The 25942-nt window shown below is 66.9% G+C and carries 21 protein-coding genes and 1 pseudogene; 14 read left to right on the forward strand and 8 right to left on the reverse strand.

The features are described from left to right. Nucleotides 1–2: 2 nt before the first annotated feature. The 9 genes from QE394_RS13695 to QE394_RS13735 all read left to right on the forward strand — a co-directional run bounded on the left by QE394_RS13695 (nt 3) and on the right by QE394_RS13735 (nt 13373). Nucleotides 3–581, forward strand: coding sequence for a TlpA disulfide reductase family protein (locus QE394_RS13695; protein WP_261620232.1), 579 nt, complete (start codon nt 3–5; stop codon nt 579–581). Between the two features lie 15 nt (nt 582–596). Beyond that, complete coding sequence (locus QE394_RS13700; protein WP_056076245.1) at nt 597–1352, forward strand: cytochrome c biogenesis protein CcdA; 756 nt, start codon at nt 597–599, stop codon at nt 1350–1352. Beyond that, nucleotides 1352–3118 carry a cytochrome c biogenesis protein ResB gene (locus QE394_RS13705; RefSeq protein ID WP_349034789.1) on the forward strand — a complete coding sequence of 589 codons (1767 nt, stop codon included), beginning with the start codon at nt 1352–1354 and terminating at the stop codon, nt 3116–3118. The genes QE394_RS13700 and QE394_RS13705 overlap by 1 nt, the downstream gene beginning before the upstream one ends. Beyond that, nucleotides 3118–4200: a c-type cytochrome biogenesis protein CcsB gene (ccsB, locus tag QE394_RS13710; protein WP_261620219.1), complete on the forward strand. Its 1083-nt coding sequence runs from the start codon at nt 3118–3120 to the stop codon at nt 4198–4200. Before QE394_RS13705 ends, ccsB begins: the two co-directional genes overlap by 1 nt. A 201-nt stretch (nt 4201–4401) precedes the next feature. Beyond that, nucleotides 4402–6477, forward strand: a complete 2076-nt coding sequence (locus tag QE394_RS13715) for an Hsp70 family protein (protein ID WP_349034790.1) — start codon at nt 4402–4404, stop codon at nt 6475–6477. A 1-nt stretch (nt 6478) separates the two neighbouring features. Next, nucleotides 6479–8566: a LuxR C-terminal-related transcriptional regulator gene (locus QE394_RS13720; protein WP_349034791.1), complete on the forward strand. Its 2088-nt coding sequence runs from the start codon at nt 6479–6481 to the stop codon at nt 8564–8566. A gap of 163 nt (nt 8567–8729) precedes the next feature. Continuing rightward, nucleotides 8730–9899 carry an IniB N-terminal domain-containing protein gene (locus QE394_RS13725; protein WP_349034792.1) on the forward strand — a complete coding sequence of 390 codons (1170 nt, stop codon included), beginning with the start codon at nt 8730–8732 and terminating at the stop codon, nt 9897–9899. A 136-nt stretch (nt 9900–10035) separates the two neighbouring features. Beyond that, nucleotides 10036–11886 (forward strand): dynamin family protein, encoded by a 1851-nt coding sequence (locus QE394_RS13730; protein ID WP_261620231.1) that lies wholly within the window; start codon nt 10036–10038, stop codon nt 11884–11886. After that, a complete protein-coding gene (locus QE394_RS13735; RefSeq protein WP_349034793.1) occupies nt 11883–13373 on the forward strand; it encodes a dynamin family protein in 1491 nt (496 codons plus the stop codon). Before QE394_RS13730 ends, QE394_RS13735 begins: the two co-directional genes overlap by 4 nt. Here QE394_RS13735 and QE394_RS13740 read toward each other — a convergent pair. Further along, a complete protein-coding gene (locus QE394_RS13740; RefSeq protein WP_349034794.1) occupies nt 13370–13987 on the reverse strand; it encodes a hypothetical protein in 618 nt (205 codons plus the stop codon). The genes QE394_RS13735 and QE394_RS13740 overlap by 4 nt on opposite strands. 5 nt (nt 13988–13992) lie before the next feature. Further along, nucleotides 13993–14382 (reverse strand): PLD nuclease N-terminal domain-containing protein, encoded by a 390-nt coding sequence (locus tag QE394_RS13745; protein ID WP_056076225.1) that lies wholly within the window; start codon nt 14380–14382, stop codon nt 13993–13995. A gap of 62 nt (nt 14383–14444) precedes the next feature. On the opposite strand from QE394_RS13745, the gene QE394_RS13750 reads away from it, so the two are divergent. After that, entirely contained in the window at nt 14445–14759 is a 315-nt protein-coding gene (locus QE394_RS13750) for a DUF4229 domain-containing protein (RefSeq protein WP_261620213.1), read from the forward strand. Between the two features lie 47 nt (nt 14760–14806). Here the strand turns inward: QE394_RS13750 and QE394_RS13755 are convergent, their stop codons facing one another. The 4 genes and pseudogenes from QE394_RS13755 to QE394_RS13770 form a co-directional block, all read right to left on the reverse strand. After that, nucleotides 14807–15688, reverse strand: a complete 882-nt coding sequence (locus QE394_RS13755; RefSeq protein WP_056076218.1) for a 1,4-dihydroxy-2-naphthoate polyprenyltransferase — start codon at nt 15686–15688, stop codon at nt 14807–14809. 75 nt (nt 15689–15763) lie between these two features. After that, nucleotides 15764–16955, reverse strand: a pseudogene (locus QE394_RS13760) (AMP-binding protein). Between the two features lie 14 nt (nt 16956–16969). Continuing rightward, nucleotides 16970–17938 carry a 1,4-dihydroxy-2-naphthoyl-CoA synthase gene (locus QE394_RS13765; protein ID WP_349034795.1) on the reverse strand — a complete coding sequence of 323 codons (969 nt, stop codon included), beginning with the start codon at nt 17936–17938 and terminating at the stop codon, nt 16970–16972. Nucleotides 17939–17960: 22 nt separating this feature from the next. Further along, nucleotides 17961–18401: a VOC family protein gene (locus tag QE394_RS13770; RefSeq protein ID WP_056076210.1), complete on the reverse strand. Its 441-nt coding sequence runs from the start codon at nt 18399–18401 to the stop codon at nt 17961–17963. Nucleotides 18402–18629: 228 nt separating this feature from the next. Here QE394_RS13770 and QE394_RS13775 point away from each other — a divergent pair, with 228 nt between their 5' ends. The 4 genes from QE394_RS13775 to QE394_RS13790 are packed head-to-tail and all read left to right on the forward strand — an operon-like array spanning nt 18630 to nt 23593. Continuing rightward, on the forward strand, nt 18630–19901 hold the full coding sequence (locus tag QE394_RS13775) for an extracellular solute-binding protein (RefSeq protein WP_056076207.1): 1272 nt from the start codon (nt 18630–18632) through the stop codon (nt 19899–19901). A 4-nt stretch (nt 19902–19905) separates the two neighbouring features. After that, entirely contained in the window at nt 19906–20853 is a 948-nt protein-coding gene (locus QE394_RS13780; RefSeq protein WP_349034796.1) for a sugar ABC transporter permease, read from the forward strand. A 3-nt stretch (nt 20854–20856) separates the two neighbouring features. Next, nucleotides 20857–21792, forward strand: coding sequence for a carbohydrate ABC transporter permease (locus tag QE394_RS13785; RefSeq protein WP_349034797.1), 936 nt, complete (start codon nt 20857–20859; stop codon nt 21790–21792). 4 nt (nt 21793–21796) lie between these two features. Next, a complete protein-coding gene (locus QE394_RS13790; protein WP_349034798.1) occupies nt 21797–23593 on the forward strand; it encodes a hypothetical protein in 1797 nt (598 codons plus the stop codon). Here QE394_RS13790 and QE394_RS13795 read toward each other — a convergent pair whose 3' ends face one another. Together QE394_RS13795 and QE394_RS13800 are read right to left on the reverse strand one after the other, a co-directional pair. Beyond that, nucleotides 23594–24355 (reverse strand): lysostaphin resistance A-like protein, encoded by a 762-nt coding sequence (locus tag QE394_RS13795; protein WP_349034799.1) that lies wholly within the window; start codon nt 24353–24355, stop codon nt 23594–23596. 104 nt (nt 24356–24459) lie between these two features. Then, entirely contained in the window at nt 24460–25710 is a 1251-nt protein-coding gene (locus QE394_RS13800; RefSeq protein WP_268156235.1) for an Nramp family divalent metal transporter, read from the reverse strand. Nucleotides 25711–25942 lie beyond the last annotated feature (232 nt).

Below are 25942 nucleotides of genomic sequence, written 5' to 3' on the forward strand. Positions count from 1 at the left end.
GCGTGCTGGCTGCCGGCGGCCTCGCCCTAACCGCGCTCACCATGGGACTATCGGGCTGCGCCCAGGAAGACGCCCTGGCGAAGCAGGCCAGGGCCGGGGACAACAAGAACTATGTGGCGGGCGACGGCTCCGTCACCGAGTTCGCCGTAGCGGACCGCAAGGACGCCATCCAGGTCAACGGCACCCTCTTCAACGGCACCACGGTGACCCCGGCAGACTTCCAGGGCAAGGTGACCATCCTGAACTTCTGGTTCGCCGCGTGCGCCCCGTGCCGGGTGGAAGCCCCCATCCTCGAGGAGCTCCACCAGGAGTTCAAGGACCAGGGCGTGCAGTTCTACGGCGTCAACCTCCGCGACGAGAAGGCAACCGCGGAAGCGTTCGATAAGACGTTCAACCTCACCTACCCCAGCTTCGACGACAAGGACGGCGGCGTGCTGCTGTCCGTATCCGGCCTGGTTCCTCCCGGCGCGGTCCCCACCACCCTTGTCCTGGACAAGCAGGGCCGCGTGGCTTCCCGCGTCCTGGGCGAAATCCAGAAGGGCACCCTGAAAGCCCTGATCACCGCCGCCGTGGCCGAGTAGCGGCGGCACGCTCCCGTGAACAGCCCCTTCGCCGAAACCATCCTGAACGGATCGCTCCTGCTCGCCATCCCCGTGGCGCTGCTGGCCGGCCTGGTCTCCTTCCTCTCTCCCTGCGTGCTGCCCCTGGTCCCGGGTTACCTGGGCTACGTCACCGGGCTCAGCGGCGTGGACCTGCAAAAGCAGCGGCGGGGCCGGATGTTCGTGGGCATCGGACTGTTCGTGCTGGGTTTCTCCGTGATTTTCGTCCTGCTGGGCGGGGCCTTCGGGCAGTTGGGCACCCTGATCACCGGATCCCAGAACGCCTGGATCACCCAGGTCCTCGGCGTGCTGGTCATCATCATGGGAGTGGTCTTCATGGGCGGCCTGGGCTGGCTGCAGCGCGACGCCAAGATCCACGCCAAGCCGCCCGCCGGCCTGTGGGGTGCGCCACTGCTCGGCCTGACCTTCGGGCTGGGCTGGGCACCATGCATCGGACCCACCTACTCCGCTGTCCAGCTGCTCAGCCTTTCCGGCGGCTCGTCAGCAGCCAAGGGCGCCTTCCTGGCGTTTGTCTATAGCCTTGGCCTGGGCATCCCGTTCCTGCTGATCGCGCTCGCCGTGCGCCGCGGCATGGGTGTCATGGCATTTTTCCGCAAGCACCGGCTCGCTATCCAGCGGACCGGCGGCGGCATCCTGGTGGTGCTGGGTGTGCTGATGGCCACCGGCGTCTGGGGGACCTGGGTGACCGAGCTGCAGTACTGGTTCCAAACCGACGTGAAGTTGCCAATCTGATGAGCGAGCGTGTGAACGTAAAGAAGAAGTCCCCCGCCCCGGATGCGGACAAGGTGTCAGCGGCAAAGGCCGACGCCGCGCTGCCAGCGCTGGGCGCCAAGGAGATGCTGCGGTTCGCCTGGACCCAGCTGACCAGCATGCGCACCGCGCTGTTCCTGCTGCTGCTCCTGGCGGTGGCCGCGGTTCCGGGATCGCTGTTTCCGCAGCGCCCGGCCAACCCCTCCGTTGTCACTCAATACATCAAAGACCACCCAGACTACGGCAAGCTGCTGGACAGCCTGCAGCTCTACGACGTCTATTCCTCGGTATGGTTCTCCGCCATCTACCTGCTGCTGTTCATCTCCCTGATCGGCTGCGTGGTGCCCCGGGCCATCGCCCATTACAAGGCCATGCGCTCCCAACCGCCCCGGACGCCCAAGCGGCTCTCCCGCCTCCCCGAGTACGGCACGCTGGTCATTCCCGCCGACGCCGGGATCCCGGCGTCGGACGCCATCCACGGTGCCGCGGGGCTGCTGAGGAAGCGCGGCTACCGCGTTGAGGTAAGGGACGCCGACGGCGCGCGGCCGTCTTTGGGCGCAGAACGCGGGCTCTCCAAGGAAGTGGGAAACCTGATTTTCCACACCTCCCTGATCGGGGTCCTGGTGTCAGTGGCCCTCGGCGGCCTCTTCGGCTACAGCGGCCAGCGGATCCTGGTGGAAGGCGACACCTTCGTGAACACCCTGGTGGGCTATGACCAGTTCACGCCGGGCACCAACTTCCAGTCCAGCCAACTGCAGCCCTACTCGGTGCAGCTGGACAAGTTCGACATCACCTTTGACCGCGAATCGCAGGGCAAGTTCGGCCAGCCCATCGACTTCTCGGCAGCTGTCACCACCAAGGAAAACCCCGACGCGCCTGCCAAGAAGGAGACGCTGAAGGTCAACGACCCCATCACCCTGGGCGGCACCAGCATCTACCTCACCGGCAACGGCTACGCCCCGGTGGTGACCATCCGCGACGGCGACGGCAACGTGGCCATGCAGGGCCCCGTGGTGGCCAAGCTGCAGGGCGACAACTACTACTCCTCGGTGGTCATCAAGGTCCCCGACGCCAAGCCGGACCAGCTCGGATTCCAGGGCTTCTTCCTGCCGACGGCCTTCGTTACGGAGCAGGGCGTGTCCTTTAGCGGCGACCCCGCTCTCTTCAACCCGCAGCTGTCCCTGAACTCCTACTACGGCGACCTGGGACTGGACACCGGCTCGCCGCAGAACGTCTTCGAGATCGACGTCAAGGACCTCACGCCGCTGAACGCCCGCAACCTCGACTCCGGCGGCATCACCCTGTCACCCGGCGCCACCTACACGCTGCCGGACGGCAAGGGCTCCATCAGCTTCGACGGCGTCAAGCGGTACGTAGGCGTGGACATCCACCACAACCCCGGCCAGCTGTACGCACTGATCTTCGCGCTCCTGGCAGTGGCCGGCCTGATCCTCTCCCTGTACGTCAACCGGCGCCGCGCCTGGGTGCGCACCGGCACGCACGAGGACGGCCGGACCATGGTGGAGTACGGCCTCCTGGCCCGCGGCGAGGACCACCGCCTGGCCGGGGAAGCTGCAGCCATACGCACCCTGCTGGCCCAGGAATGGGGCCTCGCGGCCGATCCGCAGCAGGACGGCGACCGGCAGGAAGATTCCACCCAGTCCCAGCAAACTCCCAGCAGCCTCGGCGATAATGGCGCAGGCACCCCCACCCCAGCAAGCCCCGCAGGGCCCGAAAAGGACCAGTAATGCCGTTTGGAATCAACGAAACCATGGGCCAGTACAGCGAGCTCTTCATGCTGCTGGCGGCGGGCACGTACACCGTAGCCTTCATTGCCTTCGCCTGGGACCTGGCCAAGAGCAGCCGGGCACTCCAGGCCATCGACCTCAAGGCCGCACAGGCCGTGGAACCGGCCAAGGTTCCCGCCGCTGTCGGCGCCGGCAACCGTGCCGAGTCCAGCGTTGGCGGGCCGGCCGGCCGGGCCGAGCGTCCGTCGTCGTCCGCGGCATCTGGCACCCCGGTGGGCGGCGGCATCGTCACCGCCGGCGCCGACATGAAATACTCGGCGGCCAGGCGCGCCCCCGCCCGCGTTGCGGTGGCCCTCACCGTCCTGGGCGCCCTGATCCATGGCGCCGGCGTGGTCACCCGGGCACTGGGAGCCGGACGCGTGCCGTGGGGCAACATGTACGAGTTCCTCACCACGGGCGCTTTCGTGGCCATTGCCGTGTTCCTGCTGGTCCTGATCCGCCGCGACCTCCGCTTCCTGGGCACCTTCGTGGTGGGCCTGGCCATCATCATGCTGGTGGCGGCTTCGGTGGCGTACTGGACCCCGGTGGGCCACCTGGTCCCGGCACTGCAGAGCTACTGGCTGATCATCCACGTCTCCATCGCCGTGCTGTCCTCGGCCCTGTTCACCCTCACCTTCGCCATGTCCGCGCTGCAGCTGGTCCAGTCGCACCGGCAGAAGACCGTGGCCGCCGGTGGCGAGGACAAACTGGGCTTCATGCGCCTGGTTCCGTCAGCCCTGAGCCTGGAAAACCTGTCCTACCGGATCAACGCCATCGCCTTCATCGGCTGGACCTTCACACTCATGTTCGGTGCCATCTGGGCCGAGAAGGCGTGGGGCCGGTTCTGGGGCTGGGACACCAAGGAAGTCTGGACCTTCGTCATCTGGGTGGTGTACGCCGGCTACCTGCACGCCCGCGCCACCAGGGGCTGGACAGGAACGCGCGCGGCCTGGCTGTCGATCGTGGGCTACCTGTGCGTGGTCTTCAACTTCACCATCGTGAACCAGTTCTTCAATGGCCTGCACTCCTACTCGGGCCTCTGACACCCGTAGAGGCCACGCCTGGCTTCTACGGCCCTGAACAGGGCTTTTGTTCGGGGTCCCGCTGAAACGCCGGGGGCATCCCCGGTAAATAACCATTCGATGTAGCAACAGGGCTGTTCCGGGTCCTGTTGGTGATGCTACTTTGGTGACGTTCGCCTGTGATGAAGCTTGCTGGCGAAACACCAGTTTTCCGAGGTAGCAATGACCTACGTTCTCGCCGTAGACGTCGGGACCAGTTTCACCGCAGCCGCGGTTGTCCGTTTCAACCAGGGAGTTCCACCCGTCCCGGAGTGCCTGCCGCTGGGCCTTCGGGGCACCGCAGTGCCCTCCGTGGTGTACTACCCCGAGCAGGGTCCCGTCCTGGTGGGGGAGGCCGCTGAGCGCCGCGGGCTCGCAACGCCGGAACGCGTTGTGCGGGAGTTCAAGCGCCGCATCGGCGATGCCGTGCCCATTGCCCTTGGCACCCTGTCCGTCCGCCCCGAAGAGGTCTTCGCCACCGTTGCCCGCTGGGTGGCGGACCGGGCGGCCGAGCGCGAGGGGGCAGCGCCGTCGGACATCATCCTCACCCACCCGGCAGCGTGGGGCAGCCACCGCACCTCCGCCGTCCTGGAAGCGCTGGCGGCCAAGGGCCTGCATGATGTGACGCTCCTGGCCGAACCGGAGGCTGCGGCGCTGCACTACGCGTCCCAGGTGCGGGTTGAGGAAGGCAGCACCATCGCCGTCTATGACCTCGGCGGCGGCACGTTCGATACCGCCGTGCTGACCAAGGCGGGCGATGACCGGTTTGCAGCAGTGGGGCGCCCGGAGGGCATTGACGACCTCGGCGGCGCGGACTTCGACGCCGCCGTGTTCCGTTACGTCGCCGAACACACCGGGGGAGCCCTGGCGGACCTGGACCCTGCGGACCCGGACGTCCTGGCCGCACTGTCCAGGCTGCGGCGCGAATGCGTGGAGGCCAAGGAAGCGCTTTCATCGGACAGCGAGACCACCATCCCGGTGTTGCTGCCGGGCTACCAGCAGCAGGTACGCCTGGTCCGGTCCGAGTTCGAAGCCCTGATCGAGGAACCCGTCCGGGAAACAGTGGATGCGCTGGAGGAATCGCTCGCGCAATTGAAGCTGGCTCCGGCGGACCTGACCGCCGTCCTGCTGATCGGCGGTTCATCGCGGATCCCACTCGTGGCGGAGCTCATCTCCGAGCAGCTGGACCGCCCCATCGCCGTGGACGCCGATCCCAAATCGTCCATCTGCCTTGGTGCAGCGGTATCAGCTGTGCATTCCCGTGCGGCCGCGGAGCGTGCCGCGGCTCCTGCTTCCGAGGACGCGAAGCTGCCGGTGCCGGCGTCCGGCGATGAGCCGCTGGACACCGGTGGACACGTTCCCGCGCGGCTGGCCAGCTGGTCCCGGAAGAGTACGACGGCGGCCGGCGCCTTTGCAGCGCTGGGGCACGGCCCGGGCCACAGCCACGGCGGGGCGCACGCGCCGAAGCCGACGGTGCGGCTCACCGCCATCGCGGCTGCGGCCGCCCTGTTCACCGTGCTGTCCGCCACCGCTGCCCAGAGCCCGGGCGGCTTCAGCGACCTCACATCGGTGTTTGTTCCCCAGGCCGGCGCCGACAGCGGTCCGCCGGCCCAGGCGGGCGGGACCGGATCGGTGACCGGTGGCGGAGGTGCCGCGGCCGCCGGCGCTGCCGGTGACGCCCAGCCGCTGGCAGGCATCGACGCCGGCGTACAGAAAAGGAAGTCCGACGCCGGTCCCGGCCTGAACGTTGAGGCCTCACCAACCAGCAAGCCATCCGCAGCGGCTACCAAGGCTCCGGACGGCTCGCCGGGTCCCGCAGCGGGCGGACCGGCCCCGGCCGCGGGAACAGGCACTGTACCCGGGACCACCGGAGGCGGCACGGGCTCCGGAACCGGCTCCGGAACCGGCACGGTTCCTGCCGTGACGCCCACCACGGGAGCCGGGACAGTGGATCCGGCCCCGGGTACGCCGGCACCTGTTCCCACCGACCCCGCCACCGTGGTGCCCGTCCCCGGTCCGACGACGAATCCGCCGCTGCCGGATCCGACCACGAATCCGCCGTTGCCGGACCCGACGACCAACCCGCCGGCGCCGGATCCCACCACGAATCCGCCGGTGCCGGACCCGACGACGAACCCGCCTGCGCCCGAGACACCGGCACCCAGCAGCGCTCCCGTGCCGGACCCCACACCTGTTCCGGATCCCGCACCTACCCCTGCCCCCGGGTCCGAGCCTCCCATCACGGATCCGGCGGCCTAGGATGGCAAGCTTCCAGTCGCGGCCCCAGGATACGGCGCAACTCCTGGACACCCGGCTCAACCATTCGGGACTTAACCACGGCGAACCCTCGCCCCACGCTGCCGAGGCCATGGCCCGGCAACTCAAAGGTGAGAACGCCGCCGTCCGGGAACTGCTCCTTGCCTTGTCAGTGGGCTTCGTCCTGCCCGGACCCCTGCCCGCAGACCTGGAGCGCAGGATCGACGCTGGAGAGGTGGAAAGCCTTGATGTGCTGATCGGCCAGGCCGAGAAGGCAGGATTGTTGACGGACGGAACGGTAGCCGGGCCCGCCAGCAACGCCTTGCTGGCGGCAGCGCCCACGTCCAAGGTGCATGCACTCCAGCGTGAACTGGTCACCCACTACGCCGCGGACGGCCAGCCGCTGGGCGACTTGGCCCGGGAGTTTGCCCGCGGCGGCCTGGCTGACCAGCGCGTGGCCGCGGAACTTGAACATACTGCGGACAAGGCCCTCGAACACGACCCGGCCCTGGCCTGCAGGCTCTACGACGAAGCCCTGCTGGCGGGAGCGGACGAAACCGCAACCGCTGCCCGCCGTGCCCAGGCGGCTGCCGCCAATGGCGACCTGGACTCGGCCACCCGGATCATCGACACCCTATTGGTGAGCGTCGACCCGCCTGACGTCCGCCGGGGGGTGGACGTGGCGGCCGCGGTCTGGGCGCACAGGGGAATGCTGGCGCGGAGTGCCGATGCCTACAGCTGGCTGGGCGCTCCCAGGCTGGGGTCCTCGGCGCCGCTGGCCGCAGTCGCGATGGTGGGTTGCGGCAACCGCGCCGACGCGGATGCACTGTTCCGGGCCGACTCCACACCGGAATCGCCTACGCTGCTGGCAGCCGCGCTGGCCGGCACGGGCAAGGGGATACTGGAATCCCTCGCCGACGATCCGCAACAGGCCCTTCCCATCCTGATCCACGCCTCAGACATGCTGAATGCGGTCGGCTCTGCGCTGCCGCTGCCGGACACCCCTGCTGCCCTGGCCGCGCTCCTGGCCCTCCACAGCGGGGAACCCTACCTGGCGGAGACTGTGTGCCGGGCAGCGGCCGCTGCGGGGCAGGGCGGGAACGCGGCGAAACCGAGGCTCTTCCTGCTCCAGGCGTGGTCTGCCATGCAGCAGGACAAACTGGAGGACGCGCGGCTCTCCGTCAACGAAGCGTCCAAAGCCAACCATTGGCCCCTCGTTCCGCGTGACGAGTTCCTGCGCGCTGCGCTGGAAGTGGGGCTGGCCAGGCGCAACGGCGAAATTGCGGAACTGGTGCTGGCCTGGGAACGCGCCCGTGAGGCAATGCTGCACATCTCGGTTGACCTCTACAGCCTGCTGCCGTGGGGTGAACTGGTAATCACCGCTGCCCGGCTCCGGGAGACCAGGCGGATCGCCCACTACTTCGACGAGGCAAACCAGTTGCTCGAACGGCTGGGAAGCCCGGCGCTGTGGGCCGTGCCGTTCCACTGGGCCGCGGTGCAGGCTGCGCTCCTCAGCGAAAACCCCGCCGCACTTGCGCCCCATGCGACGGCCCTGGCCCGGGCTGCCAGAAACAGCCACCTTGCCACCGTGCTGGCCGGCGCCGGTAAAGCCTGGGTTTCCGTCCTTGCCGGTTCTTTCCAGCCCGCCGATGTGGAAGCGGCGGCACGGGGCCTGGGCCGGATGGGCATGCCCTGGGAAGGTGCCAGGCTCGCCGGCCACGCGGCCGCGCGCGCTGTGGAACGCAAGGACATGGTCCGCCTGCTGTCCTGTGCGAGGGACCTCCACCCGCAGGGAAACGCACCCGGCAACGGGAGCGCCGGAACGGGCGAACCGCGGGCAGCGGCCACAGCCGAGTCCGGCAACGGCCTGCACCCGGACGGCTCGGGCCTGAGCGAGCGGGAAAAAGAGGTGGCACGGCTGGTCCTTGAGGGCAAGACCTACCGCGAGATCGGCGAGGCCATCTACATTTCTCCGCGCACCGCCGAACACCACATTGCCCGGATGCGGCGCCGGCTGGGGGCGGAGAACCGGTCGGACCTCCTGGCCCGGCTGCGGCTCGCCCTGGCCGCCGAGAATCCCCCGCAGGAGTAAACCCCTAATGCCCCTAACGGACGGCAGCGCTGTTCCCCGGCGGTGCACCGGCCGGTAGGGGGAACCGGCCCGATGCCCGGGCCGGTATGGGGCCCGTACGTTGGTTCCAACCCGGCAACGATGCCCGGTGATCCGCAATACAGAGAAGATTGAGGACCACGAAATGACACTCGCAAATGATCTCGTCCAGTTCCTGATGAGCCTCTTCGGCGACCGCCAGGCGGCCCAGGAATTCCTGGACGATCCGGAGCGCGTCCTGGAAGACCACGGCCTGGGCGGCGTGTGCTCAGCTGACGTGGATGCCGCAATGCCCGTAGTGCTGGACTACGCCCCCATCACGGTCAACGCTTCCCGCTTCGACCGCGAGTACAGCACCGGCGGCAACAGCGCCGACACCGGCCACAACGGCGGTGGCGGTGGCGCAGTAACCCCGCCCCCGGCCGGCGGCGATAACGGCGGACACCACGACCATGACCACGATGACCACGGGCACGCGATCCAGCAGCTGCACCACATCGTGAACAACTACTCGTACACCTCCACGGTGGACGACCGGGACAACATCGTTGACCAGTCCGTGAACCAGAACATCTGGGCCGACGGCGACGTCAAGCAGTGGTTCGACAACGATTCCGTGATCGCCTCCGGCGACCGTTCCATCGCTGCCGGTGACGACGCCGACGTGGACGATTCCAACAACATCGAGGACTCCTACAACGACAACTCGGACAACTCGACGGATAACTCCACCGACAACTCCATCCGAGCCGGCGGCGACGTCAACATCGGCAACGAAGAGACGGACATCGACGACTCCTTCAACACCGACGTGGACCTCGACGTGGACGACTCGTTCAACGACAACTCGGATAATTCCGACAACTCGGACAACTCCATCAACGGCTCGTACAACGACAATTCCGACAACTCCGACAATTCGGACAACTCGGATAACTCCACAGACATCGACGTCGACCTGGACAACGTGGGGAACACCACCAGCACCGACAATTCGGACAACTCGATCAACACGGACGTGGACATCGCCGATTCCTTCCAGGACAACTCGGACAACTCCACAAACCTGGATGTTGACCTGGACAACGTGGCCAACACCACTACCACCGACAATTCGGACAACTCCAGCAGCACCACCGATAACTCGGACAACTCGATCAACACGGATGTGGACGTCGAGGATTCGTTCCAGGACAACTCGGTGGAGGTTGAGGATTCCTTCCAGGACAACTCGCTGCAGGTCGAGGACTCCTTCCAGGACAACTCCGAGATCAACACCGACATCGAAGTAGAGGACAACACCGTGATCCTCTAGGCCCGGTCCGGGCAGAAAGCCCGGCAGGAGGGGAAACCCTCCTGCCGGGCTATCCCCGGCTTAGCCCGCCTTCCAACCCGGAGCCCGACGCAAAGGACACACTGTGGCAGAAGCAGGACTGGCAAAACCAACACCAATGACAGCGGGACAGCTGATCAAGCTGGTGGAGCACGGCCTCCAACTGGCCCAGACGGCAGACCGCGCCGACCTCCGCAAGCGCCTGGAGCAGGCCGCGGGACGGCTGCGGGACCCGAGTGTCCGCGTCATCGTGGTGGGGGAGTTCAAACAGGGCAAGAGCAAGCTGATCAACGCCCTGGTGAACGCGCCGGTGTGCCCGGTGGACGATGACATTGCCACCTCAGTGCCCACAGTGGTCCGCCACGGCGAACCGGCCTCGGCCACCATCCTTGTTCCCAAGGCGGATTCCGACGGCGGCGAAGAGGGAAGCGTTGAACGCCAGCCGATCCCCATCGAGGACATCGCCGCGTACGTTTCCGAGCAGGGCAATCCCGGCAACAGCAAGAAACTGGTGGCCGCCGAGGTGTACCTGCCGCGGAAGATCCTCACCGGCGGGCTGACGGTCATCGACTCACCGGGTGTGGGCGGCATGGGATCCTCGCACACGCTCACCACCTTGACGGCCCTCCCAACGGCCGATGCCATGCTGCTGGTTTCCGATGCCTCGCAGGAATACACCGAACCCGAGCTTCGCTTCCTCCGCCAGGCAATGCGGATCACCCCCAGCGTGGTGGGTGTCCTGTCCAAGACTGACCTCTACCCGGAGTGGCGGCGTGTGGCGGACATGGACCGGTCCCGCCTGGACACCGTTGCACCGGACATCCCGCTCTTCCCGTTGTCCTCGGACCTCCGGCTCGAGGCCAGCCGGCTGCAGGACGCCGAGCTGAACGGCGAGTCCGGGTTCCCGGCACTGGTCCGGCACCTGCGCAACGAAATCGTAGGCAAATCGGAGCGGCTCCAGCGCCGGCACGTCAGCCAGGACCTGCTCTCGGTCACCGAAAACCTGCGGCTGTCCCTGCAGTCCGAACTCGATGCCCTCGAGAACCCCGCCGGCACACCCCGGATGATCGCGGGCCTGGAACTGGCCAAAACCGAAGCCGATGATCTTCGGAAGCGTTCGGCCCGCTGGCAGGTCACACTCAGCGACGGCATCAGCGACCTCATTGCGGACATGGAGTACGACCTCCGCGACCGGCTCCGCCGGATCCAGAGGGAAGCCGAGGCCGCCATTGACCAGGGCGATCCCGGGCCCACGTGGAACGAATTCTCCAAGTGGCTGGAGGAATGCTCCGCCGCAGCCATCTCGGACACCTTCGTGTGGACCAGCGAGCGGGCGCACTGGCTGGCCTCGCAGGTGGCCGAGCACTTTGCCGCCGACGAGGTGAGGATCCCGGCCCTGAGGGTTTCCGACACCGGCGACGCCCTGGACCCCGTGGAGGAGATGCCGGCCCTTGACCCTGGCCGCATCAATCCCATGCAGAAAGTCCTGATCGGCATGCGCGGTTCGTACGGCGGTGTGCTGATGTTTGGCCTGCTGACCGGCATCTTCGGCATGGCGCTGATCAATCCGCTGTCCGTGGGCGCCGGCCTGCTGCTGGGACGCAAGGCCTACCGGGAGGACCGGGAAGCCCGGCTCAAGCGGCGGCAGGGCGAGGCCAAAGCTTTGGTCCGGCGCCAAATCGACGACGTGACATTCCAAGTGGGCAAGCAGCTCAAGGACCGCCTGCGGCTGGTGCAGCGGTCCATCCGGGACCACTTCACCGAGATCGCAGAGGAGCACCACAGGTCGCTGTCCGACTCCGTGGCCGTGGCGCAGAAAGCAGCCACCACGTTCACCCTGCAAAAGGACGTCCGGATCAGGGACATCAAGGCCGAACTCAAGAAGGTGGACGCCCTGCACGCCGCAGCGGCCGCGGTGGCGGCTGAAGTGGCCGCGTCCCGGCCCCTCGCGCCGGTAGCGGCCGGATGACTGCGGATACCGTTGCCGGGGCCGCGGGCCTGGTCCGGGACGCCCTGGACGTCTACGCTGACGACGCCGCTGCCGTGGCCCTGCTGCAGGGGTACGGGCAGCGGCTGGCAGAGCCCCTCCGCATTGCCATCGCCGGCATGGTCAAGGCCGGCAAGTCAACGCTGCTGAACGCCATCATCGGCGAGGAAATCGCGCCCACGGACACCGGCGAGTGCACCCGGATCGTCACGTGGTACCGGTATGGCCGGACACCCAGGATCATGCTTCACCTGCGGGACGGCGAACCGCGTCCGCTGCCGCTGAAACGCGTGGATGGGCGGCTGGTCTTCGTCCTGGGTGATGTCCGCGCCGAAGACGCCGAGCGGCTGGACGTCGAGTGGCCCTCGCCCACGCTCCGGGCCATGACACTGATCGACACCCCCGGCATCGCGTCGCTTTCCGAGGACGTGTCAGCCGTGGCGACCGGATTCCTTACTCCTGCGGATACGCCGTCGCAGGCCGACGCAATCGTATACCTTATGCGGCATATGCACGCTTCGGACCTGCGGTTCCTGGAATCATTCAAGGACACCGAGTCAGGCAGGTCCGGCACCGTCAACGCACTGGCCGTGCTGTCCCGGGCCGATGAGGTGGGCGCCGGCCGCATTGACTCGCTGCTCTCAGCCGGAGATATCGCCGAACGGTACCGGCGCGACCACAACCTCCGGAAGCTCGCGCTGGGGGTGGTTCCGGTGGCGGGCCTGCTCGCCCAGACCGCCCGCAGCCTCCGGCAACAGGACTTCGCCTCACTTCAGCTGCTGGCGGGGCTGGACCGTGCGGCCCGCGAAAGGATGATGCTCTCGGCGGACCGGTTCCTCCGCGGCTCCGAACCCGAACGGCTGACATCCGAGGCCAGGGCTTCGCTGCTTGCCAGGTTCGGTCTGTTCGGCATCCGGCTTGCCGTGGTCCTTATCCGCAACGGGTTCAATGAACCCACCCCCCTGGCCCACGAACTTGCCCGGCGCAGCGGCTTGGATCCGTTGCTGGAACTGCTGGAACGGCAGTTCCAGGCCCGCGCCGGGGCCCTCAAGGCGCGTACGGCGCTGGTGGGGGTCGAGGCGCTCCTGCGGTCCAGTCCGCGCGAAGGGACAGAAGAACTCGCCGGCTCCCTTGAACGCCTTCAGGCCAATGCCCATGAATTCCGCGAACTGCGGCTGCTGGCAACACTGCGGACCACCGGTGTGTCCCTGAAATCCGATCTTGCCTCCGACGCCGAACGCCTCGTCGGCGGACTGGGTGCCGCCACCCACGTGCGGTTGGGCCTGGAGGCGGACGCCACGCCGGATGAGCTTTCCGACGAGGCCCGGCGGTGCCTGCTGCGGTGGCGGGCCCTTGCCGAGAATCCGCTCACGGAACGCTCGGCCATCGACGCCTGCCGTGTGGTGATCCGCAGCTGCGAGGGCGTGCTGGCGGAGTCAGCAGCTCTTCAGCGGCAGCGCACCGCCTAGCGGCGGACTGTTCGGCGGCTCTTCAGCCAGGCGTTGGAGGCCGGGAGGAACAGCAGGACCAGCCCCACCAGCGTGAGGAGCAGTTGGGCTCCCCAGAGCAACATGACGTAGTTGGCACTGTCACCTTCCGGCATCAGGAATGCCGTGGCGAGCAGCGTTGCCACGGCATGCACCGCCAGCAGCGGGACCAGCGCCCAGCGTGCCCAGTTGTGCCGTGCCAGGACCGCGCCGAGGAGGGCGGCCTCGAGAAGGATCACCAACAGTAGTGCCCCCACGCTGCCCCAAAAAACGATTCCGCTGGCGGTGCTGACGGCCTCCGCATCCCCGCCGGGGGCCATCCCGTCCACCACCGAGCGCAGGCGCTCCAGATGCCCGTCGCGGCGGAGGAAAGACCCCACCAGGACGGTCAGCCCCGCTACGAAACTGAGGAGCCACAGGGCCCGGGCAAGCCGCACGGCACCGGGGACGGGAGGGACGACGGCGATGGGCGCCGGGGCCGCGTAGGACAGGCCTGGCCGGGGCGGCGGCGAAGGTTGGGCGTCTGGCCCTGACGGCGGGGCTGTACCGGTGGGCGTGGTGCGCAGCCGTTCTTCTCCGTCAGGGTCATAAGCCATGGGCCCTACTTCAGTCCGTCGGTGTCGTGGTCGTTTTCGTGCTTGCCCTTGTTACCGTCGGATTCCTTGGCCTTGGCCTCGAGATCGTCCTTGAGCTTCTTCAGCCGCGCGGCTTCTGCCTCGTTGCGGCGGCGGACCTCGAGATTGCGGAGGAACTCCGGATCATCGTCCGGTGCGGTGGGGTGGCGGTAACCCTGCTGCTGCGGTGCGGCGGCACGGGGACGGCCAATGAGAAGCCAAAGAATCGCGCCCAGCACCGGCAGGATGATCATGACCACGATCCAGGCGGGTTTGGAAATTCCGCGGGTGAGACGGCCATCGGTGCGGATCACGTCCACGAGGCCATACACAAAGATGACGAGGACTGCCACGGCCAAAGCCACACGGAGAAGCATGCCACTAAGTCTATCGTCCGCAGGCGCAGGGGGTCGCGGGCCGGAGACGGCTAAACTTGAATGTGGCCTTTTTGAAATATTCCCTGATCCGCCTGGCGCTCTTCGTGCCGTTGTTCGTCGTTTTCATGCTCCTGCAGCTGGGTGCCCTGATGTCGGTGGTCTTCGCCGGAGTGATCGCCTTCGCCGTGAGCTACCTGTTCTTCCAGAAGCAGCGGGACGCTGCAACGGCAAACCTGCACCACCGGTTCTCCGGCAAGGCCAAGCCGCTGCGCTCCGCGGGCGAGGTCCAGGACGCCAACGCCGAGGACGCCCTGCTGGACGCCAACCCGGACGTCGCCATCAACAATGACGCCAGGAACCCCAAGCCGCAGAACTGACGCGGCCAGCGGGCCAGGGCGGTTATCCGTGGCCGGTAATAGACGGCTCAGAAGCCGTGGCTGAGCACCAGTCCCAGTGAGAACAGGACGCTGTAGCCAAGGTTGATCAGCCCTGTCTGCTTGAGTACCGGGATCAGGCTCTTGCGCTTGCGGCCGTTGATCATCAGCCAGGCCGGCATGAGGCAGGCCGGGATCAGCAGCAGGACAATGAGCATCCACGGACGTCCCGGAGCCAGGATGACCACCAACAGGATGGCGACAGCCAGCATCAGCACGTAGCTTTCGCGGGCATGCTTGTCTCCCAGCCGCACGGCGAGGGTCTTCTTGCCTGCCTGCATGTCCGTGGGGATGTCGCGGACGTTGTTGGCCATAAGCAGGGCAGTGGCAATCAGTCCGGTACCGATGGCGCCGATGACGGCGGGCAGGCTGACCTGCCCGGCCTGGGTGTAGGTGGTTCCCAGGGTGGCCACCAGGCCGAAGAACACGAACACGAAGACGTCGCCCAGGCCCATGTAACCGTAGGGGTTCTTGCCGCCGGTGTAGCCCCAGGCGGCCATGACGCAGCCGAGGCCCACCAGGATGAGCCACCAGCTTTGGGTGATGACCACCAGTGCCAGCCCGAACACCATGGCTCCGGCGAAGGTTGCGAACGCAGCCCGCTTAACGTGCTCCGGCTTGGCCGCTCCGGAGCCCACCAGGCGCAGCGGACCCACGCGGTCGTCGTCCGTTCCTCGGATGCCGTCCGAGTAGTCGTTGGCGAAGTTCACGCCCACCTGGAGCAGGAGGGCCACCAGCGCTGCCAGGATGGCGTTGGGCAGAAGGAATGAATCCATCGCATAGGCGGCGGCGGAGCCGATGAGCACCGGCGCAATCGCGGCGGGAAGCGTCCTCAGGCGTGCGCCTTGGATCCATTGGGCGGCTGTTGCCACGGTCAGTACCTCATGTTGTTTCGTGTAAGCGGCAGGATGCCAGGCAGGCATGCGCCGCAGTAGTGCAGGTCCACTCTACTTTCCCCGGTGCAGTGCGCTGAGTTCGGCGGTCATGGCCATCCGGTCCGGTTTCCCGTTCGGCAGCATCTTCAGGGCAGGCGCGGTGAGGACAGTTTTTGGCGCAGCAAAGCCCAGTTCCCGGTGCCAGGAGTTCCGGAGGCCGTCGACGTCGGCGGCAGGACCCGCGTTATCGTCGTCCGTGGCGCCTCCCGCGGCGAGCGCCACGTAGGCGGCCACGGCCTGGCCCCATTCCTCGGACGGAACGCCGGCCACGAAAGCCGCCGCAACGCCGTCGGACTTTTCCAGCTTTTCCTGGACGTCCGCAGCGGAAACCTTCATGCCGCCGGTGATGATCATGTCGTCGGCGCGTCCCAGCACGGTGAGGCGGCCGTCGTCGTCGATCTTGCCGATATCGCTGGTGCGGTACCAGCGGACGCCGTCCTCTTCGAAAAAGGTGCCGGTTTCCTCGTCCGGGGCCTCGATGTAGCCGGCGGCAATGGTGTCGCCGCCCAGGTGGATGCGGCCGTCCGGGGCCACCCGGACGGACACGCCTTCCAGCGGGTAGCCGTCGTAGACGCAACCGCCGGAGGTTTCCGCCGAGCCGTAGGTGGTGACCACGCGGACCCCGGCCTCCCGGGCGGCGTCGAGCAGCGCGGGCGGGGTGGGGGCGCCGCCCAGCAGGATGGCGTTGAAGCGGCGGAGTACGGCGAGCGTGTCAGGGGAAGGATCGTCCAGGAGCCGCTGCAGCTGGGTGGGGACCAGGGACGTGTACCGGATCTTGTCCGTGAGCTCCAGGGCGGCGGCGGTGAAGGCCTCGGGCGTGAAGCCGCCGGACATGTCCATCACCCACGGCCGGGTCCCCGGCGAACAGCGAGCGCACCAGGACCTGGATCCCGGCGACGTACTGCACGGGGAGGGCCAGCAGCCACTGGCCTTCGCCCTTGAGCGCCAGTGCCGTGGCCATCGAGGAGGCCGCCAGGGACTCCACGGTCAGGACGGTGGCCTTGGGCGCACCGGTGGAACCGGAGGTGCGGACCACTGCCACCGCGTCGTCGCAGCCCGGGGTTTCGATGTGCCCCACCACGAGGGCGCCGTCGGCACCGATGGAAAGTTCGACGGCGGGACCCTCGCCGTGGAGCGCGGCAGCCAGGGCCTTGAGCACGGGCTCGATGTTGAGGTGGCTGGTGTTGGGGGAGGTGCTGTTCATATACCGCTCCTGCCTTAGAAGTAGTGCGGGAAGCCGGACCAGTCGGGGTCCCGTTTTTGCAGGAAGGCTTCCTTGCCCTCCACCGCCTCATCGGTCATGTAGGCCAGCCGGGTGGCTTCACCGGCGAAGACCTGCTGGCCCGCCAGGCCGTCATCGGCCAGGTTGAACGCAAACTTCAGCATCCGGATGGCCTGCGGTGACTGCCGTGCGATGTCCGCGGCGTACTCCAGGGCGACGTCCTCGAGGCGGTCGTGGTCCACGGCCTCGTTGACGGCACCCATCCGGACCATGTCCTCCGCGGAATATTCACGCGCCAGGAAGAAAATCTCACGGGCCGCCTTTTGCCCTATCTGCCGGGCCAGCAGGGCCGAGCCGTAGCCGGCGTCGAAGCTGCCCACCGTGGCGTCGGTTTGCTTGAACTTGCCATGCTGCCGGGAAGCGATGGTCAGGTCTGCCACCACATGCAGCGAGTGCCCGCCGCCGGCCGCCCAGCCGTTGACGACGGCGATGACCACCTTGGGCATGGTGCGCATCAGCCGCTGGACTTCAAGGATGTGCAGCCGGCCGGCGCGCGCGGGGTCGATGGTCTCCTGCGTCTCGCCGTCGGCTGTGTTCTGTACTACGTACCGATACCCGTCCCGGCCCCGGATCCGCTGGTCCCCGCCGGAACAGAACGAGTGGCCGCCGTCCTTGGGGGAGGGGCCGTTGCCGGTGAGCAGGACGGTGGCCACATCCGGGGTCATCCGGGCGTGGTCCAGTGAACGGTAGAGCTCGTCCACGGTGCCGGGGCGGAAGGCGTTGCGTACCTCGGGACGGTTGAAGGCAATCCGGACCGTCGGCAGGTCACGCACCCAGCCGCCGTCGGCGTCCCGCTCCACCTGGCGGTGGTAGGTCATGTCCTGGAAGTCCTCGAAACCGGCAACCACCCGCCAGCGTGTGGGATCGAAGATATCGGACACCGGGGCGGGAATTTGGTTGCTCACCGTCCAAGTCTAGTAATCGTGCTTAGCTGATGCAGAACTCGTTCCCCTCGGGGTCCGCCATGGTGTGCCAGGAATGCGGTCCCTGACGCGCCGTCCACAGGAACGTGGCGCCCCGCGCTTCCAGCTCGCTCCGGACATCGTCCTTGTCCCGTCCGGCGAGGTTGACGTCCCAGTGCACACGGTTCTTGACCACCTTTTCCTCCTCGCCGGACTGGAACAGGAGGCGGCGGCTGGGCGCCTTGGACTCGATTTCATCCGGCGGGCGGATGGCTGCCCCGTCCTTCCACACCAGGTTCCCGTGGTGGGTGGTGGTCTGGTCCTCGGTGGCGAAGCCCTGCTCGATCATGGAGCGGATGAACCCGGCATCCTGCGGCTCAACCGACCATTCGAGGGTTTCGGCCCACCAGTCCGCAAGCTGGTGCGGCCGGCGGCAGTCGATGACAATCTGGATATTCAGTCCCATCCCACAACGTTAAAGGCGCATGCGCCCGAGCGGTAGGGGTGCGCTTTCCCGCGATCGAGAAGGATCTACAACGCTGAAAAGTGCTCTTGACAATATGTCATGACATAAGTCACAGTTGGGTCCGGAAAGGCTTTTCCTCGTCGGCAATGCTGCCGGAATGGGCTTAGCTTTCACCATCGGCAAAGGCCTTGCTGCAAGGCCAGGAGCACTGAGAGACAGGACAGACCATTGTCAGAGAAGACAAGAATCTCAAGCATCACCCGCCGCCAGTTCGGCCTGACCGCATTTGGACTGTCAGCCCTTGCCGCCGGCCTGACTGCCTGCGGTGGCGGGGGTGGTTCCTCGGACTCCGGGTCCAAGACGCTCCAGTTGGTCCTCTCCGGTGACACCAACCAGGGCGGCGCTTTCGCTGCGGCGGCCAAGAAGTACAAGGAAGCCACGGGCATCACCATCGAGGTGGTGGACGTGCCCACCGCGGACATCACCACCAAGCTCAAGAACGCCGCTACCGCCAACGACCTTCCGGCCTTGGCACGCGTCACCAGCATCGACCCGCTGTGGGTCAACCAGTTGCAGGACCTCTCTGACATCGCCAAGTCCCACGGCATCGATGAAAAGTACCTGCAGGAATCCCCGGACGGCATCATTCCCGCCATCCCCTCGGACCTCACCGCAGTGGGCCTGTTCGTCAACAAGAGCCTGTTCGACAAGGCAGGCGTCAAATACCCCACAGCCATCGAGGGCACCTGGACCTGGGACGAGTTCATTGCCGCCGTCACCGAAGTCCGCGAAAAAGCCGGTGCCAAGTACGGCGTTGTCATGGACCGCTCCGGGCACCGCCTCCGCGCCATGATGTATGAGTTCGGCAGCACCGCCTTCGCCAAGGAGAACGGCAAGTACGCCGGCGACAGCAAGGCCGTGGAAACCCTGGAGTACTTCCAGAAGATCAATGACGACAAGACCATGCCCAAGTCCGTCTGGCTCAGCGGCGAGGACGGCAACGCCATGTTCAAGAGCGGTCAGGTGGCGGCGTACTACTCCGGCAGCTGGCAGGTGGCCGACTTCAACAAGAACATCAAGGACTTCGAGTGGCTCTCGGTGCCGCTGCCCAAGAAGGAAGTCAACGCCACCAACCTTGGCGGCGGCTTCATGGTGGCCTTCAAGGACACGGGCGCGGACGAGGAAGCCAAGAAGTTCATCGACTGGTTCTACGAGGACGCCAACTACACCGAGTTCGCACAGCTGGGCGGCTACCTGCCGGCCAAGGACCTCAAGGTGGAGTACCAGTTCCAGCAGCCGTCCTTTGAGCTGTACCAGAAGCAGATCGCCGAAAACGACGCCAAGGGCGACAACGCCATCAAGCGCGTGGTGGCTGAGGCCTACGCCGAAACCCCGTTCTCCGGGGACCCGCTGCGTGAAGAGACCGTGAAGATGCTCTCCGGCAGCCAGGATGCCAAAACCACGGTGGACAACATCGTGAAGCTCTACAACGGCGCCTAAGCCAGTGGCCAACCCAACCATCAGCACTACTGCGGCTCCCGAAACGCCGCCCCCCACGGGGGCGGTCCGGAGCAAGTCGCAGCAGAAGCGCCGCAACCGCTACGTCATAGCCCCGCTGGTCCTGGTGGGCGTGAACGTAGTGCTCTTCCTGGTCTTCTTCGTCTGGCCGGGCGCCCTGGGGATGCTGTACTCGTTCACCGACTACCGCGGGGTGGGCAAGCTCCACTTCATCGGCCTGGCCAACTTCCAGAAGCTCCTCGCGGACAGCACGTTCTATGCGGCGCTGGGCAGGACCTTCGCCTACACGGTCCTGTCCGTGCCGCTGGTGTACGTGTGCTCGCTGGGGGTGGCCTCGCTGCTGGTCAGCAAGGCCGTCCGCGGCCGCACTGCGGCGAAGATGGTGATCTTCCTGCCCTGGCTGATCTCGCCCATCGTGGTGGGCGTGATCTGGAAGTGGCTGTTCGGCCAGGACTTCGGCTTCGTCAACTTCATCATCTCCCTGCTGGGCGGCAGCCCCGTCCCGTGGTCCAGCAACGGCAACCTGGCCCTCGCGGTGGTCATCTTCGCCTCGGCCTGGGGCGGCACCGCGTTCAACATGCTCCTCTTCATCGCCGCGCTGAAGAACATCCCCGAGGCCCTGCTGGAGGCAGCCGAGCTGGACGGGGCGAACGCGTGGCAGCGCTTCCTGCACGTCACGCTCCCGGCCATCGCGCCCACGTCATTCATGGTCATCCTGCTCTCCACCATCCATGCGATGAAGGAGTTCGCCATGATCCAGGCACTCACCAACGGCGGGCCTGGAACGGAGAACACCCTGATTGTGCAGTACATCTACAAGACCGGCTTCGAGCAGTCCAAGGTGGGCTACGCCAGCGCCGCCTCCATGGTGCTGATGGTGGTCCTGCTGGCCATCGCGCTGATCCAGCTGCGGTTCAACCGGAAGAAGGGCTGACCCATGGCAACAGCTGCAAACCTGCCTCCCGCCGTCGCCGATGAAGCGGCCGTCGGGGCGGGAAAGACCGCCGCTTCCCCGCCCGCTTCCCCGGGGAAGAAGCCGCGGGGAAACCGGGAGGCCCGCGCCAAGGCATCCGTCCCGCTCACCGTGGTGACCTGGCTGATCGCAGCGATCTACGCGTTCCCGCTGCTCTGGTTCCTGCTCAGCTCCTTCAAGCCCGGCAGCGAACTCTTCAGCTACCCGCTGTCCATGATTCCGCGCGAATGGACCTTCCAGGGCTTCGTGGACGCCTGGGAGCGGGTGGACTTCGCCCAGTACTTCCTGAACACGGCGACGGTTTCCATCGTCACCACGGTCCTCACGGTCTTCTTCAGTGCCTGCACGGGATACGCCCTGGCCAAGTACAACAACAAGGGCACCCGGCTGTTCTTCGTGTGCATCCTTGCCACCACCATGCTGCCCACCGAAGTCATCCTGAACCCCACGTTCTCGGTCATCCGGGACCTGGGCCTCTACAACTCGCTGGCCGGCATCATCGTGCCCTCCGTGCTGACGGCCACCGGCGTCTTCATGTTCCGGCAGTTCTTCCTGACCGTCCCGGACGACCTGCTGCACTCGGCCAGGATCGATGGCGCCAGTGAGCTGGCCATCTTCTTTCGGATCATGCTCCCGCTGTCCAAGCCCATCCTGTTCACGTTGGCCATCTTCTCCTTCCAATGGCGCTGGAACGACTACATCTGGCCGCTGATCGTGCTCAACGACCCCAAGTGGTACACGCTGCAGGTTGCGCTGCGCAGCATCGTTGGCGCGGAAAACATCGACTGGCCGGTGCTGCTGGGGGCCTCGGTGATTTCCCTCCTGCCGCTGGTGTTCGTGTTCTTTGTGTTCCAGAAGTACGTGCTCAACGCCGATGTCAGCGCCGGACTGAAGGACTAGGGCCATGGAAACGACAACGACTGACACGGCTTTCCGCGCCCGGGTGGTGGAGGCGGCGGACAGGAGCGTGGCAGAGTTCCTGGCCACGTACGACGACGACGCCGCGGCACTTCCGCACCGCGCTGCCATGGGCAGGCTGCTGGCTTTGGCAGCGGTCACCACGGAGCCCGGCTCCGCCTTTTACGGCTCCGGCGCGGATGGCGCCGGCGACGGCGCCGGTGGTGTCGCCGGGGGAGACTCCGCCGCAGATGGCACCGGTGACGCGATGCGCCGGTGCCTGGACCGGCTCGAACACCTGCAGGGCCCCACCGGCCTGTTCGACGGCACCAACCTCTGTTCCCCGCCGGATTCCGCCTTCACCCTCAACGATGCGTGCATCGCCCTGGGCGTCATCAGTGCCCTGGAAACGCCCGGGAAGGCGCTCGCGGACGCGGGGGCCCGGCTGGCCGGCATCATCTCCCGCGCCACCGACGCGCTGGTGGCAGGGGGAGTCCACACCCCCAACCACCGCTGGGAACTGTGCGCCGCCCTGGCAAGGATCAACGCGCTGCAGCCGCGGCAGGACATCGCGGACAGGATCACCGAATGGCTGGCCGAAGGCATCGACCAGCTGCCGGACGGCATGTATTCCGAACGCAGCGCGCTGTACGCCTCGGCCGTGACCAACCCGTCGCTGCTGGCCATCGCTGACCATGCAGGCCGTCCTGAACTGCTGGACCACGTCCGCCGGAACCTCACGGCGTTCCTGCCCTGGTTTAACCCGGACGGAACCCTGGAGTCCGTGTTCTCCCGCCGGCAGGACCAGTGGATGGACTTCAACGCCGCCCCCTTCCTTCCGCTCTACCGGCGGCTGGCCAACCAGGACGCCAACCCGGACTTTGCCGCCGCGGCCGCGTGGCTGGGGACGCTCCCGCTGCACGAACCCGCCAAACTGCTGGCGCTGCTGCGGCTGGACCCCTGGCTGCACGCCGCCCTCCCGGAAGAGACGGCAGCAGCCGCGGCACCGGACAGCACACTGCCCGTTCCCCTCGCTCCGGCGGGCACCGCACTGGAAACCTGCGGCGCCTACCGGTTCCGGGCCGGGCGAGCAGTGACCACTGTGTACGGCGGCTGTGACGGCCTGGTCCCGGGCGTGGTGTCCGGGTTGGCCAGCAACCCCACGTTCCTGCGGTTCGCACACGGAGCAGCGGTCCTCTCCGGAGTGCGGCTGTCCCGCAGTTTCTTCGACCTGGGCCCGTTCCGCAGCCAGCACACGGTGCGTGACGGCGCCACGGTGCGGCTGTCCGAGGAGCTTTCAGCGAACTTCTACCTGCCACTGCCCGCCGCCCGCAGGCGGGAGGACGGCGTCTACGCGCTGGGCCACGAGGGCCGGTTCAGCGCCAGCATGGACTTTCCCGGCAGGCCCACGGTGGTCCACCGGCTGGGCACGGAGATTGCCGTCCGGGCCGAGCCGGGGCAGACCGTCCTGGAGCTGGATTTCGACGGTGCTGACACCGCCTTTGCGCTGGAACTGACGTTCCGGCCCGGGGGCGTGCTCGACGGCGTGGTCCCGGCTTCAGACACGCCGGGAGCCTTCCAGCTGGTGCAGGGGACCGGCAGTTACCGGGTGGGCACTGACGCCATCGAGTTCGGGCCGGGCCTGCCGGCTGATTCCGACACTCCACCCGCCTACAACCCGGGGGAAAACTACCGCTACCTGGCGGGGACCAACGCCTCGGAGGGGGTCAAGGTGTTCATCACGGGACGGACCGCCGGCAGCCACCGCCTGGTCCTGAGGGGGAGCACCGGGGCGCGCCAGTAATCAGGCGTGGGCCTGCTGGAGCTGTTCAAACAGCTCCGGCGGGATGGCGTAGATGAAAACCACCGCCAGCAGGTTCTTGGCGGCATGGACGAAATAGGAGAACATCACGTTCCGGCCGGTCCAGACGTAGACGAATACCAGGGTGGCGCCCATGGCCAGGTAGGGCAGCAGCGCCGTCAGGGTGATGGCTTCCTGGCCGGCGATATGGATGCCGGCGAACACCGCCACGGACAGGGCGCAGCACAGCCAGATGTTTAGCCGCCTGCTGAGTTTGCCGATCAGGAGGTGCCGGAAGATGTACTCCTCCACGAACGGGCCCACCACCACCAGGACGGGCACAATCAGCCAGGCAGGGACCTGCTGCATCAGCGACTGCAGGCCGGCCTGGTTGGCGGAGGTCTGGGCCTCCCCGCCGGCAGCCACCACCACGGCCGTGAGGATCATCATCACGATTACGGCCGCCGGGACCATCAGCAGGGTGAACCACGGGCGGGTGGCCAGGACCCTTAGGTCGCGCACCACCACCCGCCGGGCGGCCAGGAACGCCAGGACCGCCACGGTTCCGTAGAAGACCAGGTTGACCAGGTAGGACGCCGCCGCCGGGGAGGGGGCCAGTTGCTGAAGCGCCGGTGCCAGGAGTTCGCCGGCCACGGTGAAGATGCCGGCAATGGCCACATATGTGGCCAGGGCGGCGAAGTCCAGGGGAGCGAACCGGTACAGTTCCGGCTGTGGTGCGGGCGGGCGGCGGTGCGTGGTGGCCATGGTTTCAGCCTAGCTTCCGGATGCCCCCGGGTGGGCTGCCGGAATCAGGCCCCGGGATTGCCCGGTCATGATTGTTGCCCCGGCTTTCAGGATTGGCGTGGTGATCAGGACTGCCCGGCGATGGTCAGGGCGATCAGCACGCAGTTCAATCCGACGATCAGCGTGGCGCTGGTCCAACCGGCGATCTTTAGCGCGCGGGAGTCAACATGGATGCCCATGATCTCGCGTTTGCCGGTCAGGCGGATCAACGGGATCAGCGCAAACGGAATGCCGAAACTCAGCAGCACCTGGCTCAGGACCAGGGCGAGCGTCGGCTCGATTCCTGCCCCGAGGATCACCAGGGCGGGGATGAGGGTGATGACCCGCCGGACCAGCAGCGGAATCCGGACCTTCAGCAGGCCGCCCATGATGGTTGCGCCGGCATAGCAGCCCACCGAGGTGGAGGCCAGGCCGGATGCCAGGAGCCCGACGGCGAACACGACGCCGATGGCTGGTCCCAAGGCGGCGGAGACGGCGGCGTGGGCTCCGGCGATGGTGTCCGTTCCTTCGATGCCGCGCAGGCTGGATGCGGCCAGCAGCAGCATCGAGATGTTGACCACGCCGGCCAGCAGCAGCGCGCCCAGCACATCGAACCGGGTGGCCCGGATCAGGCGGGTCCGCACGGCCGGGTCCGGGGAGAAGCCGAACCGGTCACGGGCCAGCGCGGAGTGCAGGTAGATTGCGTGCGGCATCACCGTGGCGCCGAGCATGCTCGCGGCGAGCAGGACGGTGTCCGTTCCCTCGAAACGCGGAACCAGTCCGCCCAGGGCGCTGCCGGCGTCGGGCGGGTTGACGAACAGGCCGGACATGAAGCCGACGGCGATCACTCCGAGGAGGACCAGGACGGCGTATTCGAAGGACCGTTGGCCGCGGGCGGTCTGCAGCGCCAGAAGCAGCATGGACGCGATGCCGATGATGACCCCGCCCAGCAGGAGCGGCAGCCCGAACAGCAGGTTCAGGGCCACGGCGCCGCCAATGACTTCGGCCATGTCGGTGGCGCCGGCAACCACCTCGGCCTGCACCCAGTAGAGGCGCCGGGAGCGGGTTCCCAGCCGCTTGCCAAGGATTTCCGGCAGGCTCAGGCCGGTGGCAAGGCCCAGTTTCGCGGACTGGTACTGCACCAGGACGGCCATGGCGTTGGCCATCACCAGCACCCAGACCAGCAGGTAGCCGTAGTTCGCGCCGGCGGTCAGGTTTGCGGCGACGTTTCCGGGATCCACGTAGGCGATGGCGGCGACGAACGCCGGGCCCAGCAGCAGGAGCCGTGACCACAGCTTGCCTGCGGCCGGCCGTACTTGCAGGGTGGGTGCTGCCATGATCATCTCCTCGCCATTGCGGTAATGACACGAGACTACCGCAAATTTAGGCATACCGAAAAGTGTCTTTACGGGAAGCCGTAGTGCGGCTGGTGTAGTGCGCGTCACGTGGCACCCGGATGGATCTTGTACGATGGATAGGCCGCGCGAAGCTTCGGCAAGACGAAGACTTACGCTCACAAACGGCCGTCCCCACGGCTGAAGGCCGAATTATGTGAGCTGGATCATTCGC

Origin of the sequence: Pseudarthrobacter sp. SORGH_AS 212 (assembly GCF_030818145.1) — a bacterium.
Taxonomy (GTDB): domain Bacteria; phylum Actinomycetota; class Actinomycetes; order Actinomycetales; family Micrococcaceae; genus Arthrobacter.

Coding starts and splice junctions, on each gene's coding strand:
- ccsB (WP_261620219.1), top strand. CDS start 3,118: ATGCCGTTTGGAATCAACGAAACCATGGGCCAGTACAGCGAGCTCTTC.
- QE394_RS13725 (WP_349034792.1), top strand. CDS start 8,730: ATGACACTCGCAAATGATCTCGTCCAGTTCCTGATGAGCCTCTTCGGC.
- QE394_RS13715 (WP_349034790.1), top strand. CDS start 4,402: ATGACCTACGTTCTCGCCGTAGACGTCGGGACCAGTTTCACCGCAGCC.
- QE394_RS13785 (WP_349034797.1), top strand. CDS start 20,857: ATGGCAACAGCTGCAAACCTGCCTCCCGCCGTCGCCGATGAAGCGGCC.
- QE394_RS13735 (WP_349034793.1), top strand. CDS start 11,883: ATGACTGCGGATACCGTTGCCGGGGCCGCGGGCCTGGTCCGGGACGCC.
- QE394_RS13770 (WP_056076210.1), bottom strand. CDS start 18,401: ATGGGACTGAATATCCAGATTGTCATCGACTGCCGCCGGCCGCACCAG.
- QE394_RS13740 (WP_349034794.1), bottom strand. CDS start 13,987: ATGGCTTATGACCCTGACGGAGAAGAACGGCTGCGCACCACGCCCACC.
- QE394_RS13790 (WP_349034798.1), top strand. CDS start 21,797: ATGGAAACGACAACGACTGACACGGCTTTCCGCGCCCGGGTGGTGGAG.
- QE394_RS13720 (WP_349034791.1), top strand. CDS start 6,479: ATGGCAAGCTTCCAGTCGCGGCCCCAGGATACGGCGCAACTCCTGGAC.
- QE394_RS13730 (WP_261620231.1), top strand. CDS start 10,036: ATGACAGCGGGACAGCTGATCAAGCTGGTGGAGCACGGCCTCCAACTG.
- QE394_RS13705 (WP_349034789.1), top strand. CDS start 1,352: ATGAGCGAGCGTGTGAACGTAAAGAAGAAGTCCCCCGCCCCGGATGCG.
- QE394_RS13800 (WP_268156235.1), bottom strand. CDS start 25,710: ATGGCAGCACCCACCCTGCAAGTACGGCCGGCCGCAGGCAAGCTGTGG.
- QE394_RS13745 (WP_056076225.1), bottom strand. CDS start 14,382: ATGCTTCTCCGTGTGGCTTTGGCCGTGGCAGTCCTCGTCATCTTTGTG.
- QE394_RS13795 (WP_349034799.1), bottom strand. CDS start 24,355: ATGGCCACCACGCACCGCCGCCCGCCCGCACCACAGCCGGAACTGTAC.